At 62.5% G+C, this 12,592-nt stretch carries 15 protein-coding genes; 12 read left to right on the top strand and 3 right to left on the bottom strand.

Translation table 11 applies throughout. The features are described 5' to 3' along the window. Positions 1 to 43 precede the first annotated feature (43 nt). Genes NKF26_RS11485 through NKF26_RS11475 form a run of 3 tightly spaced genes read left to right on the top strand, consistent with a single transcriptional unit; the run spans position 44 to position 940 of the window. Positions 44 to 436: an OsmC family protein gene (locus NKF26_RS11485; RefSeq protein WP_253228034.1), complete on the top strand. Its 393-nt coding sequence runs from the start codon at positions 44 to 46 to the stop codon at positions 434 to 436. Between the two features lie 57 nt (positions 437 to 493). Further along, complete coding sequence (locus NKF26_RS11480; RefSeq protein WP_082837777.1) at positions 494 to 670, top strand: HVO_2753 family zinc finger protein; 177 nt, start codon at positions 494 to 496, stop codon at positions 668 to 670. A gap of 3 nt (positions 671 to 673) precedes the next feature. After that, a complete protein-coding gene (locus tag NKF26_RS11475) occupies positions 674 to 940 on the top strand; it encodes an elongation factor 1-beta (RefSeq protein ID WP_066142863.1) in 267 nt (88 codons plus the stop codon). Between the two features lie 27 nt (positions 941 to 967). Here NKF26_RS11475 and NKF26_RS11470 read toward each other — a convergent pair whose 3' ends face one another. Then, entirely contained in the window at positions 968 to 1,630 is a 663-nt protein-coding gene (locus NKF26_RS11470; RefSeq protein ID WP_253228035.1) for an MBL fold metallo-hydrolase, read from the bottom strand. A gap of 75 nt (positions 1,631 to 1,705) precedes the next feature. Next, complete coding sequence (locus NKF26_RS11465; protein ID WP_253228036.1) at positions 1,706 to 2,872, bottom strand: cystathionine gamma-synthase; 1,167 nt, start codon at positions 2,870 to 2,872, stop codon at positions 1,706 to 1,708. Between the two features lie 88 nt (positions 2,873 to 2,960). On the opposite strand from NKF26_RS11465, the gene NKF26_RS11460 reads away from it, so the two are divergent. From NKF26_RS11460 to NKF26_RS11420, 9 genes are all read left to right on the top strand, one after another. After that, entirely contained in the window at positions 2,961 to 3,950 is a 990-nt protein-coding gene (locus tag NKF26_RS11460; protein ID WP_253234339.1) for an aldo/keto reductase, read from the top strand. A 138-nt stretch (positions 3,951 to 4,088) separates the two neighbouring features. Beyond that, positions 4,089 to 4,379, top strand: a complete 291-nt coding sequence (locus tag NKF26_RS11455) for a 50S ribosomal protein L21e (protein WP_066142872.1) — start codon at positions 4,089 to 4,091, stop codon at positions 4,377 to 4,379. Between the two features lie 3 nt (positions 4,380 to 4,382). Next, positions 4,383 to 4,739, top strand: coding sequence for an RNA polymerase Rpb4 family protein (locus NKF26_RS11450; RefSeq protein ID WP_066142875.1), 357 nt, complete (start codon positions 4,383 to 4,385; stop codon positions 4,737 to 4,739). Between the two features lie 43 nt (positions 4,740 to 4,782). Beyond that, on the top strand, positions 4,783 to 5,355 hold the full coding sequence (locus NKF26_RS11445) for a DUF655 domain-containing protein (RefSeq protein WP_253228038.1): 573 nt from the start codon (positions 4,783 to 4,785) through the stop codon (positions 5,353 to 5,355). A 107-nt stretch (positions 5,356 to 5,462) separates the two neighbouring features. Further along, on the top strand, positions 5,463 to 6,347 hold the full coding sequence (locus NKF26_RS11440) for a 16S ribosomal RNA methyltransferase A (protein ID WP_253228039.1): 885 nt from the start codon (positions 5,463 to 5,465) through the stop codon (positions 6,345 to 6,347). Next, a complete protein-coding gene (locus NKF26_RS11435; protein ID WP_253228040.1) occupies positions 6,347 to 7,546 on the top strand; it encodes a mechanosensitive ion channel family protein in 1,200 nt (399 codons plus the stop codon). The genes NKF26_RS11440 and NKF26_RS11435 overlap by 1 nt, the downstream gene beginning before the upstream one ends. Then, on the top strand, positions 7,543 to 8,118 hold the full coding sequence (locus NKF26_RS11430; RefSeq protein ID WP_253228041.1) for a HemK2/MTQ2 family protein methyltransferase: 576 nt from the start codon (positions 7,543 to 7,545) through the stop codon (positions 8,116 to 8,118). Before NKF26_RS11435 ends, NKF26_RS11430 begins: the two co-directional genes overlap by 4 nt. Before the next feature lie 75 nt (positions 8,119 to 8,193). Continuing rightward, positions 8,194 to 9,189, top strand: a complete 996-nt coding sequence (locus NKF26_RS11425) for a 5-methyltetrahydropteroyltriglutamate--homocysteine methyltransferase (RefSeq protein WP_253234338.1) — start codon at positions 8,194 to 8,196, stop codon at positions 9,187 to 9,189. Next, positions 9,186 to 10,256, top strand: a complete 1,071-nt coding sequence (locus NKF26_RS11420) for a methionine synthase (protein WP_253228043.1) — start codon at positions 9,186 to 9,188, stop codon at positions 10,254 to 10,256. Before NKF26_RS11425 ends, NKF26_RS11420 begins: the two co-directional genes overlap by 4 nt. 77 nt (positions 10,257 to 10,333) lie before the next feature. Here NKF26_RS11420 and NKF26_RS11415 read toward each other — a convergent pair whose 3' ends face one another. Beyond that, on the bottom strand, positions 10,334 to 12,589 hold the full coding sequence (locus NKF26_RS11415) for an immune inhibitor A domain-containing protein (RefSeq protein ID WP_253234337.1): 2,256 nt from the start codon (positions 12,587 to 12,589) through the stop codon (positions 10,334 to 10,336). Between the last annotated feature and the right edge of the window lie 3 nt (positions 12,590 to 12,592).

Genomic DNA, 12,592 nt, shown 5'->3' with positions numbered 1-12,592 from the left:
AAGAACAAGCCTTAGGAGTATTGGGTCGAACCTGGAAACTGCAATGCCAGAAGTCACTACCACGTCGGAAGAGGGCTACAGCGCAGAAAACGACATCCGCGATTTCTCCGTTACCATCGACGCGACGGGTGAGGACGCGCCGGACACGCTCGAAACGCTCCTCGCGGCGTACGGTTCGTGCTACGTTCCCGCCCTCCGCGTGGGTGGCGAACAGCGCGGTGCGGGCGACCTCGGCAAGATCGAAATCGACGTGAGCGGCGACCTGAACGACGACGACAAACTCGAAGCCGTCGCGTTCGACATCAAGTGGGAGACCGAAACGGACGACGAGACCGCACAGGACGTCATCGACCGTGCGTTCGAACTCTGCAAGGTTCACGACGCCGTCAAAGAGAGCCTGCACGCCGAGACGACCGTCGAGACGGGCGCGTTCTAACGCCGTCTCGAACCCCGAAAGGGAAGCGTTAAAAGTCGCGCGGCGGAACGTGGGGGTATGAGTCAGACCCAAAAACAAGCACGAAAATGCGTCTCGTGCGGGATCAACATTTCCGGCACGAACGCTGCCTCGTTCAAATGTCCTGACTGTGGGCAGACCATCTACCGCTGTGCGAAGTGCCGCAAACAGAGCAACCTTTACGAATGCCCCAACTGTGCATTCCTCGGACCGTAAACCATGGGAAAAGTAGCAGCCAAAGTCAAAGTGATGCCGCAGAGCCCGGAAATCGACTTGGACGACCTCCAAGAGAAACTCGAAGACTCGCTCCCTGAGGGTGCGAAAATCAACGGCTTCGAGCGCGAAGACGTCGCGTTCGGCCTCATCGCGCTCCTGCCGACGGTCATCGTCCCCGACGATGCCGGTGGCACGGAAGCCGTCGAGGAGTCGTTCTCGTCCGTCGAAGGCGTCGAGAGCATCGACGTGCAGAACGTCGGTCGAATATAATTCCGCGTCTCGTTTCGTTTTTCGTTTCTATTCCGTGAGCGACAGGTACGTCGCTTCGACATCGGCGTCCTCGACGAACCCACCGTGATAGCACAGCGTCCCGCTGGTGTCGAACGCGGCGAGTTTGCCGAGAGAATCGACGGCGGTCTCCATCTCGGGGGTGAACGTTTCGTTCGGTCCCTGAAGCCCGTCTTCGTCCGCGACCGTGGCGTCGGCCGCGATGAGAAGGTCGGCGTCGGGCAGGACGACAGAGAGATGGCCGGGCGTGTGCCCCGGCGTTTCGACCACGCGCATCGGTCCGGCCTCGGTGCGGAACGTGACGCCGTCCACGACTTCGATATCGACGTGGATTGGCGGATATCGGTCCGACTTGACGAGTTCCGCGTCGCCCTCGATGGCGGGTGTGTCGCCGACCGATGCCACGACGCTGGCGTCGGTTCGGTCGAGCAACTCAGCCGCGCCGCCGACGTGGTCCCCGTCCTGATGGGTCAAAAACAGCGTGTCCACGTCGTCCAGCGAAAAGCCGTCCTCGGCGAGCGCGTCGGCCAGCGTGTCGATTTTACCGGGTAACCCGACGTCGAGGAGGATGAGTCCGTCTTCGGTTTCGACGCCGGAGGGGAATATCGTCATCTCCCGGTCGCCGAGGTCGTACGTCAGTGGAAACGCGTACACGTGATCCGTGAGTTCCATGCACGAAGGGACGGGTCCCAACGTGGTGTATCATTGGGCTCCGGCACTCGGTTCCGGATGAAAAAGACGAAAGCTCTAGTTCAACGCCGCGTCGAACGCCGACTGCAGGTCGGCCTTCAGGTCGTCGACGTGTTCGATACCGATGCTGGCGCGGATGAGGCCGTCGGTGAGTCCGGCCGCCAAGCGCTCTTCCTTCGGGATCGCGGCGTGAGTCATCGTCGCGGGTTGCTCGATGAGCGATTCGACGCCGCCAAGGCTCTCGGCGAGGGTGAACACCTCGGTTTCGCTGACCACGTCGGCCGCCTCTTCGAGCGAGGCGTCGAGTTCGAAGCTGACCATGCCGCCGAAGTCGCTCATCTGTTCGGCCGCGAGGTCGTGGTTCGGGTGCGATTCGAGACCGGGATAGTACACCGTGTCCACCGCCTCGTGGTCGTCCAACCACTCCGCGATGGCGCGGGCGTTGTCGCAGTGGCGGTCCATCCGGACGCCGAGGGTCTTCGTCCCGCGCAGGACGAGGAAACAGTCGTGCGGACCGGGGGTCGCGCCGACGCTGTTCTGGTAGAAGCCGAACTTCTCGTCCAGCGCCTCGTCGTTCGTGACCAGCGCGCCGCCGACCACGTCGGAGTGGCCGCCGAGGTACTTCGTCAGGGAGTGTGAGACGACGTCCGCGCCGAGTTCCAGCGGGCGCTGGAGGTACGGCGTGGCGAACGTGTTGTCCACGGCACAGAGCGCATCCGCGTCCTCCGCGATGTCGGCCATCGCGGCGATGTCCACGACGTTGAGCAGGGGGTTCGTCGGCGTCTCGACCCACAACAGTTCGGTGTTCTCGCGCATCGCGTCGGACACTTCGCTCGGGTCGGTCATGTCCACGAAGGAGAACTCCACGTCGTAGTCGGCGTACACCTGCGTGAAGATGCGGTGGGTACCGCCGTACACGTCCTCGCTGGCGATGACGTGGTCACCCGAGGAGAGAAGGTTGAGGACGGTGTTGATGGCACCCATCCCGCTGGAGAAGGCCCGACCGTACTCGCCGCCTTCGAGGCTGGCGAGGTTGTCTTCGAGGTCGGTGCGCGTCGGGTTGCCCGTGCGCGAGTACTCGTAGCCGCGGTGGTCGCCCGGGCCGTCCTGCACGTACGTCGAGTTAGCGTAGATGGGGGTCATCAGCGCACCCGTCTCCTCGTCCGGTTCCTGTCCGGCGTGGATGGAGCGCGTTTCGAACCTGAAATCGTCGCTGTCGGTCATATGCGAGCGGACGAACCGGAGCAGGGTTATCCTTTCGTCTCACGCATGGGACAAAGAGACAATGTAGGGGGAAGCCGTGTCGAACCGTATGGACGAACGCAGGCTCGGAACGACGAGCTATGAGATAACTGAAATCGGCATGGGAACGTGGAACATCGGGTCGGACTGGGGGGATGTCTCGGAGGAGACCGCTCACGAGGCGGTTCGCGCCGCCCTGGACGCTGGAATCACGTTCATCGATACGGCCGACGTGTACGGCGACGGCCGGAGTGAACGCGTCATCGCGGACGTGCTCGCGGAGTACGAGACGGACGAACGGCCCGTCGTGGCGACGAAGGCCGGGCGACGACTCGATCCACACGAGGCGTCCGGATACACGGAATCGAATCTCCGCGAGTTCGTGGACCGGAGCCGGGACAACCTCGATATGGATTCGCTCGACCTGCTCCAACTACACTGCCCGCCGACGGACGTCTACTATCGACCGGAAACGTTCGACGCGCTGGACGACCTGAAGGCGGAGGGCAAACTCGACCATTACGGCGTCAGCGTCGAACGCGTCGAGGAGGGTCTGAAAGCCATCGAATACCCGGATGTCGAGACGGTCCAGATAATCTTCAACCCGTTCCGTCAGCGCCCGGCGGAGCTGTTCTTCGAGGAAGCGCGCCGACGCGACATCGGCGTGATCGTCCGCGTGCCCCTTGCGTCCGGCCTGCTGACCGGACAGCTCTCGAAGGAAACGGAGTTCCCGGAGAACGACCACCGAAACTTCAACCGCGAGGGAGAGGCCTTCGACCGCGGAGAGACGTTCGCGGGTGTTCCGTACGAACGGGGGCTCGAAGCGGTGGACGAACTCGAACGGTTGGTGCCCGAGGACGCGACGATGGCACAGTTCTCGCTCCGCTGGATACTCGACCACGACGCGGTTTCGACCGTCATTCCGGGGTCGACCAGTCCGAACCACATTCGGGAGAACGTCATCGCCGCATCCCTCCCGCCGCTCACCGCCGAGGAGCGGGAGCGCACGAACGAGATTTACGAAGCACACGTGGCCGACGCGGTTCATCATCGCTGGTGACTTCGAACTGAGACCCCGAACTGTGACGCCGAAACGACGAGCCGAAAACGAGTGTGAACGATCGGCACGGGGAAGCGGTTTTCCCCGACGAGGAACGTATCTTTTATAACCGTCACTGAACAAGAGCGTCATACGACTATGCCGAGCTCGAACGGACCGTACAACACCACCCGAGAAAAACTGTCGAACAACCCCCGCGACCGTGGCACCTCGCCACCACAGCGTGCAGTCCAGCAGTACGAGAACGGACAGAAAGTCCACCTCAAGATCGACCCGAGCGTGCGAAAAGGACGCTTCCACCCGCGATTCAACGGTCGCACGGGCGAAGTCGTCGGAAAGCAGGGTAAAGCATACAAGGTCATCATCAACGACGGTGGCAAGGAAAAGACGCTCATCACCCAGCCCGCACACCTCCGCGAACAGAAGTAAGCTATGACTATCTTCAAGGAAAAGCTCGACGAGGAGTATCTCACCACGCCCGAGGCGAAGGAGCTCCTCGCGGACATCGAGCGCGAACGTGCGCTGGATGAAACCCGCGAGATGCCGTACAACCTCTCCCGGGCCATCGAGCACGTCAACCGGTTCGCTGCCCTCGATGCCGAGGAATCCCGCGAACTGGTCGCCGAACTGCTCGAACTCGAAAAGGTGGACGAGCAGACGGGCTACAAAATCGCCGATCTCCTGCCGCAGGACCGCGACGAATTGCGCGCGGTGTACGCACAGGAGCGGTTTACCCTCTCGGGCGACGAGCTGGACGAGATACTGAACGTCGTGGCGAAGTACGAGTAGCTTCACCGATTCTTTAAGTTGCTCGTCGCCGTATTCCAGCCCAATGAGTGAATCCGAGACTGACAGCGAAGCGTCGGCTGTTGTACTCGACTTCCTGCCGAACGGTCGGGCAGAAGACGACCGTCCGCAATACCAGAAAGAGCCAGTCGCCTACGTCCTCACCGAATCTGATTTCCATCTCCTCGAACTCACGCTCGAACAGGAGGCGAGCGTCGGTATCGGCGACAGCATTCCGATCGAACCCCCGGAGGCGCGCGAAAACGTCACCAACGTGCGCGAGATTCCCTACGAGGACCTCACCTCCGCCGCACAGTCGGAACTCGAACATGCGGTCGCGGACATCGTCGACCGCCACGAGAGGCGGTTCGTGGACTTCTACAACGACGCCCAACCGATCACCCTCCGACTCCACCAGTTGAACCTGCTTCCCGGTATCGGGAAGAAACTGCGAAACCACGTGCTCGAAACGCGAAAGCGGAAGCCGTTCGAGAGCTTCGACGACCTCGAAGACCGCGTTTCGGGGCTTCACAGCCCGAAGGACGTCCTCGTCGAGCGGATCCTCGAAGAGATCCGCTCGGACGATCTGAAATACCGAACGTTCGCCCGTCACGACTGACGGGAGTTGCGTTTCTTCCGCGCATCGTTTCCGCGCGCATTTCCGGAACGACTCCCAGTCGCAACTCGGTGGGTTTACGCCACTCGCACCGGTAGGAGGGGGCAACGATGGAACGCTCGCCACCCGAGGAACCCGGACGGAGAGACCCCGATGCGCTGATTCGACGCGCAGGCGCGCGGGGGAACCCGAACCGCGACCAGCACTTCCTCGTGGACGACCGAGTCGTCGATAGAATACCGACGTACGCCGAGGAGATGCGTCTCGACCACGTGCTCGAAATCGGTGGCGGACCGGGCGTCCTCACCGACCGCCTGCTCGCGGTCGCCGACCGCGTGACGGTCGTGGAACGCGACCCGAAATTCGCCGACTTCCTCCGCCGCGAATTTCGAGACGAACGTGACGCGGGTCGCCTGACTGTCGTGGAGGGCGACGCGCTGTCGGTCGAACTCCCCGACTTTTCGGCGTGTATCGCCAACCTCCCGTACGGGATTTCGAGCGAAATCGCGTTTCGATTGCTCCCGCTCGGGAAACCCATGGTCCTCATGTTCCAGAAGGAGTTCGCCGAGCGCATGGCCGCCGAGGCCGGGAGCGACGAGTACGGCAGGCTATCGGTGACGGCACAGCACTACGCCGACGTGGAGGTCGTGGAAACCGTCCCGCGCGAGGCCTTCGCGCCGCAACCCGAAGTCGAGAGTGCGATCGTTCGGACGACACCCAGGGACCCGGAGTACGAGGTGGACAACGAGGCATTCTTCCTCGACTTCGTGAAGGCGGTCTTCACCCAGCGTCGGAAGACGATTCGCAACGGCATCCGGAACACGCCCCACATCTCGGGGCTTGACGACCCGGACGCCGTCGTGGACGCGCTCGAATCGGCGGATGACGAGGTGTTAGGTGAGGACATCCTTCGAAAACGCGCCGGAAAGGTCACGCCCGCCCAGTTCGCGGCGATGGCGCGCGTGGCAGACGAGTACGGACGGAGTGGTGGTTGATGGCGGGGATGATCGACTGGTTCAGTGGCTTCGTGGGGATAGACGCACGTATCTTCATCACGGCGTTCGTCCTCGTCGCGCTACTCGCCGGAATCGTCGTGGCGTGGCGCGGCCGACGGGAACTACAGAAGACGCTCCCGAACGCGTTGGTCAACGTCATCGTAACCGCATCGTTCGTCGTCTTCGCCGCGTTGGCGGTGCTGACGCTGATGTTCGCGTGGGATTACGTCCACTCGACGTTATTATTCTTCTCGGGTGAGGACTTGGAGAAGTACCTGAACTCGAAGACCGCGGCTCGACTTCTCCTCTCGATAGCCGCCCTCGTCGTCGCCTACGTCGTCGTGGGAGTCGTCCGGGAGGCCGTCGACCGACTCACCAGACACCGGGATGCCATCTCGCGCCACCAAGCCCAAATACTGCATCGTCTCACGCAGGTGACGGTGTACGTCACCGCCGGTGCGACCATCCTCGGAATTTGGGGTCAGCACCTGACGGGAATCCTCGTCGGTGCGGGGTTCCTCGGAATCGTCGTCGGGATGGCCGCTCGGCAGACCCTCGGGGCGGTGCTGGCCGGGTTCATGCTGATGTTCGCTCGACCGTTCGAAATCGGGGACTGGGTGGAGATCGAGGAGCGAGAGGGAATCGTCACGGACATCTCGATCTTCAACACGCGAATACAGACGTTCGACGGGGAGTACGTCTTGATTCCCAACGATATCGTCGGCGGGAACACCATCATCAACCGGAGTCGGAAGGGACGACTGCGGTTGGAGGTGGACGTCGGCATCGACTACGACGGCGACATCGAGCGGGCCACCGAAATCGCGGAGGAAGCCATGGACGAACCGGAGGACGTGCTGGCGGTTCCGTCCCCGCAGGTCGTGACCAAGTCGCTCGGCGACTCCGCCGTCGTCCTCGGGCTTCGGTTCTGGATCGACAAGCCCAGCGCGCGCAGAAAGTGGCGGGCGAAGACGACGGTCATCAACACGGTGAAAGCGGCGTTCGACGAGGAGGACATCAAGATACCGTACCCGCAGCGCGAACTGTCGGGGCGTGCGGAGACGAACGGCTTTCGGGTCGCTCGCGGCCGGGAACGCGAACTCGGGGCGACGATGGACGGCGGCGAGGCGACCGACGGTGGAACGGCGGCGGACGACGGAGGGAACGACTCGGTGGACGAGGATGGTGACGAACGATGACTGATCTGGCGGAACGACGCGGCGAGGAAACGCAGGTGTATCAACCGGCCGAGGACTCCCATCTGCTCGCGGCGGTCGCGGCCGAGGGGATAACGGCGGACGAGTTGGTTCTGGAGGTCGGCACGGGATCGGGATACGTCTCGGAGTACGTGGCCGACGAGACGGGTGCCCGCGTCGTGGGAGCGGACGTGAATCCTCACGCGTGCGAGCGCGCACGCGAGAGAGGGATCGAAGCGGTGCGGGCGGATTTGGTGTCGCCGTTCCGGGACGGTGCGTTCGATGCCGTACTGTTCAACCCGCCGTATCTCCCGACCGACCCGGAGGACGAACGCGACGACTGGATGGAGAAGGCGCTCTCCGGCGGCGAATCCGGACGGGAAGTCATCGACCCGTTTCTGGACGCCGTCGGGCGCGTGCTCGCGCCCGACGGCCGGGTGTACCTTCTCGTCAGCAGTCTCTCGGGCGTGGAGGAGGTCGTCTCGCGGGCGGGCGAGAACGGTTTCAGTGCCGTCGCGCTCCGCGACGAGTCGTTCCCGTTCGAGACGCTGACGATTCTGAAACTCGTCCGTTGATCGTCGCTGACATTACTGCGAAACATTTTCAGGAACGGAAAATATTAAACACCAGCATAACTAACCCCGGAGTACATGACTGAACGAATCGCCACATCCACGGGGCTGTTTCCGCTCCCCGATTGGGCGAAGGACGATCTCTCCGATCTGAAGGGCCACCAGAAACACGACCTCATCTCGGGCGACGAAGGGTCGGAACTGACCGCGGTGTACGACGACGCACGGAAGGAAGTCGTCGCGGTGCAACAGGACGCCGGACTCGACCGGGTCGTTGAGGGGCAACTGCGCTGGGACGACATGCTGGCCCATCCGCTGACGGTACACGATTCGGTCGAAACCGGCGGAATCGTGCGCTACTACGATAACAACAACTTCTACCGCGACCCCGTGGTCGTGGACGAACTCAGGTTCGACGGCGACGTGGCGAACGAACTGGAATCGACCGCCGAACTCGCTGACGACGTGCAGGCCGTCCTCCCCGGACCGTACTCGCTCGCTGACCTCGCCACCGACGACTACTACGGTGACGACGAGGAGTTCCTCGCCGCTGTCGCGGAGTTCCTCGCCGGGGAAGTCGAGGCGTTCCCGAGCGTCGAGACGCTGTTCCTCCTCGAACCGTCGCTCGTGGAGAACCCGCCCGCGGACGGCGAGGACGCCCGCGCAAGCGAGGCAATCGACGTCGTCGCGAGCGCGACGGACGCCGACGTGGTGGTGCAACCGTACTTCGGGTCGCTCACCGAGAAGGTCCACGCACACGTCCTCGACGCCGACATCGACGCGCTCGGCTACGACCTCGTCACCGACCACGACGGCTGTCTGTCCAATATCAACGAGTTCGGGACGACGGATTCGGTGTCGCTCGGACTGGTCGACGGGCAGAACACGCTGGTCGAATCGCCCGAGACGGTCGCCGAACGGGTCGATTGGTTCGAGGAGAACACGCCGGTCAACGAGTTCGAGAAAGTGTATCTCACCACGAACACGGAGCCGTTCTACCTGCCGTACAACAAGTTCGAGGAGAAACTGGCCGCGCTCGGTGAGGCCGCGCGGTTGGAGGAGGTGGAAATATGACTGAAGATAGCCGAGAGCAATTCCGTCCGGAGGATCACGACAACGACCACTTCATCCTGACGACCATCGTCGGAAGCTATCCCAAGCCGAAGTGGGTGGACCGCTCGCGCGAACTCTACAACGACCCCGACGCGGACTTCGACGGGAAGGCGTGGCAGGAGGCGAAAGACGACGCCTCCCGCCTCATCACGGACGAACACGAGCGCGCCGGACTGGACGTCGTAGTGGACGGCGAGATGCGGCGCAACGAGATGGTCGAGTACTTCGCCCACCGCATTTCGGGCTACGAGTTCAACGGCCCGGTGAAGGTGTGGGGACACAACTACTTCGACAAACCGAGCGTCGTCACGGACGTCGAGTACGACGAGACGTGGCTCGTGGACGAGTACGAGTTCACCAGCGAGGTGGCAGAACGTCCCGTCAAAGTTCCCATCACCGGCCCGTACACGCTGGCGAGTTGGAGTTTCAACGAAGCCTACGACGACGAGGAGTCGCTGGCCTACGACCTCGCGGACCTGGTGAACGAGGAGATCGAGAAACTGGTCGAAGCGGGCGCACGCTACATCCAGATCGACGAACCGGCGCTGGCGACGACGCCGGACGACCACGCCATCGTCGGTGGCTGTCTGGAGCGCATCGCGGACGGCATCCCGGACGACGTCTACCTCGGTCTGCACGTCTGCTACGGCGACTACTCGCGTATCTATCCCGAGATACTGGAGTTCCCGGTGGACGAGTTCGACCTCGAACTCGCCAACGGCGACTTCGAGCAGTTGGACGTGTTCCGCGACCCCGAATTCACCGCGAACCTCGCGCTCGGTGTCACCGACGCCCACACCGCCGAAGTCGAGAGTGTCGAGGAGATCAAAGCGAACATCCGGAAGGGACTCGAAATCGTCCCGCCCGAGCAACTGACCGTCAGTCCCGACTGCGGTCTGAAATTGCTCCCGCGCGACGTGGCGTACGGCAAGATGGCCAACATGGTGCAAGCCGCGCGCGAAGTCGAAGCGGAACTCGATGCCGGTGAGATCGACATCGGCGGCGAAGCGGTCAGCGCCGACGACTGACGCTCGACGGCGTCCTGAAGGCGAGTATGCATCTATTTTTCGACCGAAAAAAGTTCGAGCGACGCGTCTTCGCTCCGTTACCTGCCGTAGTGGCCGTGGCCGCCGTGGTTACCGCCATGGCCACCGTAGCCGCCGTGGTGGCCGTGATGACCACCATGACCGTGGTGTCCGTGACCGCCATGGTGTCCGCCGTGTCCATGGCCGCCGTGGTGACCGTGTCCATCGCGCGCGTATTCGAACTCGACGCTGACCGGAACGCGGCCGCCCTCACCCGGATGGGCCGCCCACGTCGAAGCCGCGATGACCTTCTCGAAGTTGCCGTTGTGGAGGAAGTGTTCGAGTTCCTGCTTCTCGCCGTCGTCGAAGGTCCGCATGTCGAGTTGCTTCACCTTCGCGCGGCCGTTCTTCTTGATGCCGATGAAGGTGAACTGGTACTCGACCTTGTCACCCGTCGCCTCGCGGAGACTTTCGAACGAGTCCGTTGAGTCCGTGGCGACGTGCTCGCCGCCGACTTCGACGTTCCGGACGTACATGCCGGGATGGGTGGTCGCCCAGTCGGTCACGTAACGGAAGGCGACGAGAACGTCACCCTCGCTCTCGTATTTCGAGAGGTCGAACGACTGGTTGACCCACGTTCCGTTGGTCGTACCGGTGTATCCCGGCACGTTTTCCTTGACCGTCGGGTGGGCATCCGGGTTCGGGGAGTCGTCAGTCCGGTTGGATTCCAGACTCTCCCACGTCTCCCCGCCGTCCGTCGAGACCTGCACGAAGCCGTAGTCCCAGTTCTTCTCGATGTCGTAGTTCGTCTCGAACGACAGCGTCGATCCGTTCGAGAGGTCGGCATCCATGATGGCGTACCGGTCGAGCAGGGTTCCGGACCCGGAGTACAGTACCGTCCCCTCGCCATCGACGGGATCAGTTGCGGTCTGCCACTGGGTACCGATGTAGTCCGTTCCCGATAGCTCCACGCCCGTTATCGGCCCTTTGTCGGACGTGTCGACCTCCTTGTAGTTGGTTCCCCACGCGCCGGCGGTACCGACGTCGTTCGACGTGTTGAGGTTCAAATCGAGGCCGTCGATGTCGTACTCGTCCCGGACGTGGTGGTCCGAGGAGTCGAGCACCGCCGCAGTCGAGAAGTCCTGATAGAGGTGGTAGAAGTCGGTGTTCGCACCTGTCTCGTTCAGGGTTTCCTCGACGCCCGCGATTCCGTTCTTCTCGTCGTGTGCGAGGTTGCTGATGAAGTCGGTTCCGTACCTGTCGCTCAAGTACATCTGGAAGCTGAGCGCGATGCCGTAGTCCGAGAGGACGTTGATAGCCCCTTGGTCCTCCCAGTTGGTGAGGGAGTTCGACGGCAGTTCCTCGTAAGCGTGGACGTGTTCTTCGGCAATGCCGTAGCCGGTGACGGTTTCGGCGTAATCGGACATGCCTTCGTTCACCCACGTCGTCTCGTCACTGTCGAGGTCGTTGTGGATGAGGTGCTGGTACTCGTGTGCGAGCGTTCCCTCGGAACCGACCTCGTCGTTGGTCTCGTTGACTTCCTGCCATCCCGCTGCATCGAGCGTGACGACGTTGCGGTCGGTGTACTGCTGAACCTGGGGCGAGTAGAACCCGGCCGTGTAGATGGGGTACGACGAGTTGTAGTAGTTCTCGTCCCGGATGTTGTCCACCAGCAGGACGGTCTTGCCGGACCCGTTCTCGGTGTGGTAGTAGTCGTCGGGGACCGCACCGATTTCCTCCAGTTGACTGTCGGTCCCGTTACGGGCGTCGGGTTTACCGAACACGTCGGCTTCGGTGTCGTAGATGTTCTCGTCGAACGCCGTGCGAAGTGCTTCGGCCTGCTGTTCCGAGACCGTCGGGTCGGTTCGGGAGTCGTTTTCCGGCCACGTCATGTCGCGGGCGACCCACACTTCGACGTTGTCACCGACGGAGAGGAGGGTGAAGTTCTTGAAGTAGTAGCTATCGTTGTCGGAGCCGAGGTACTGCTTGGTCGTTCCGATGCCGTCCGGGTCGGTCGCGTCGTCGGACGGATCCATGATGATGGACGAGTCCGTATCCGCGAGGATGGATGCCGTCCCGGCCCGCTCCCTATCCGTCGTCGTGAACCTATCGGGAGCGGTATCGAAATCTATCGGCTTGTCGAGCGACTCCTGTGAGGGTTCGCCCTTCCGATATTCGACGCCGTCCGAGGAGTTGTTCACGGGGTGCTTCGGGTCGAGGACGGTCGGACGAAGGTCGTCACTCGTGTTCGGATGTGTTGCTACAGTACCGCCGGCCCAGAGAGCCGACGTGGACAGTACGACTAATAAACTCAACGCCACCGCTTTTATTTTCATCCG

It is taken from the genome of Haladaptatus sp. AB618, from assembly GCF_024136965.1.
Classification (GTDB): domain Archaea; phylum Halobacteriota; class Halobacteria; order Halobacteriales; family Haladaptataceae; genus Haladaptatus.
Note: the sequence above shows the minus strand (reverse complement) of the source record. Positions and strands in the feature narration are given on the sequence as shown.